Raw genomic sequence first — 403 nt, forward strand, 5'->3', positions numbered from 1 at the left:
CTCTGGCTCCCGAAGGAATCGTCGATCACTCGTTACAGGTTGAGTATTCGTGTTGCGCCGTATTTCAAGGCAATCTTTCGATCACTTAAAAATACATTGATACAATCACAACCCTGATTCACTTACTTCACACCCATCTCTAAGTGTGTTTCAGATGAATCTCTTTACTACTTCTTCCTGATTGTTAAAGAACGACAGCCGATACGATTTTCGCATTGCTATTCGAAACAGCCGAAAAGTGTGAGCACTTTGAAACGATTTTCGCTCAAAGCTCTAGAAAGGAGGTGATCCAGCCGCACCTTCCGATACGGCTACCTTGTTACGACTTCACCCCAGTCATGAATCCTGCCGTGGTGACCGTCCTCCTTGCGGTTAGACTAGCCACTTCTGGCAAAACCCACTC

The 403-nt window shown here is 45.9% G+C and carries 1 rRNA gene; it reads right to left on the bottom strand.

The window, feature by feature from the left end:
- Positions 1-277: 277 nt before the first annotated feature.
- Positions 278-403 (bottom strand): 16S ribosomal RNA (locus tag G3N59_RS36845); the annotation flags it as partial.

The sequence above is a fragment of the Paraburkholderia sp. Ac-20340 genome (assembly GCF_017104965.1).
Classification (GTDB): domain Bacteria; phylum Pseudomonadota; class Gammaproteobacteria; order Burkholderiales; family Burkholderiaceae; genus Paraburkholderia.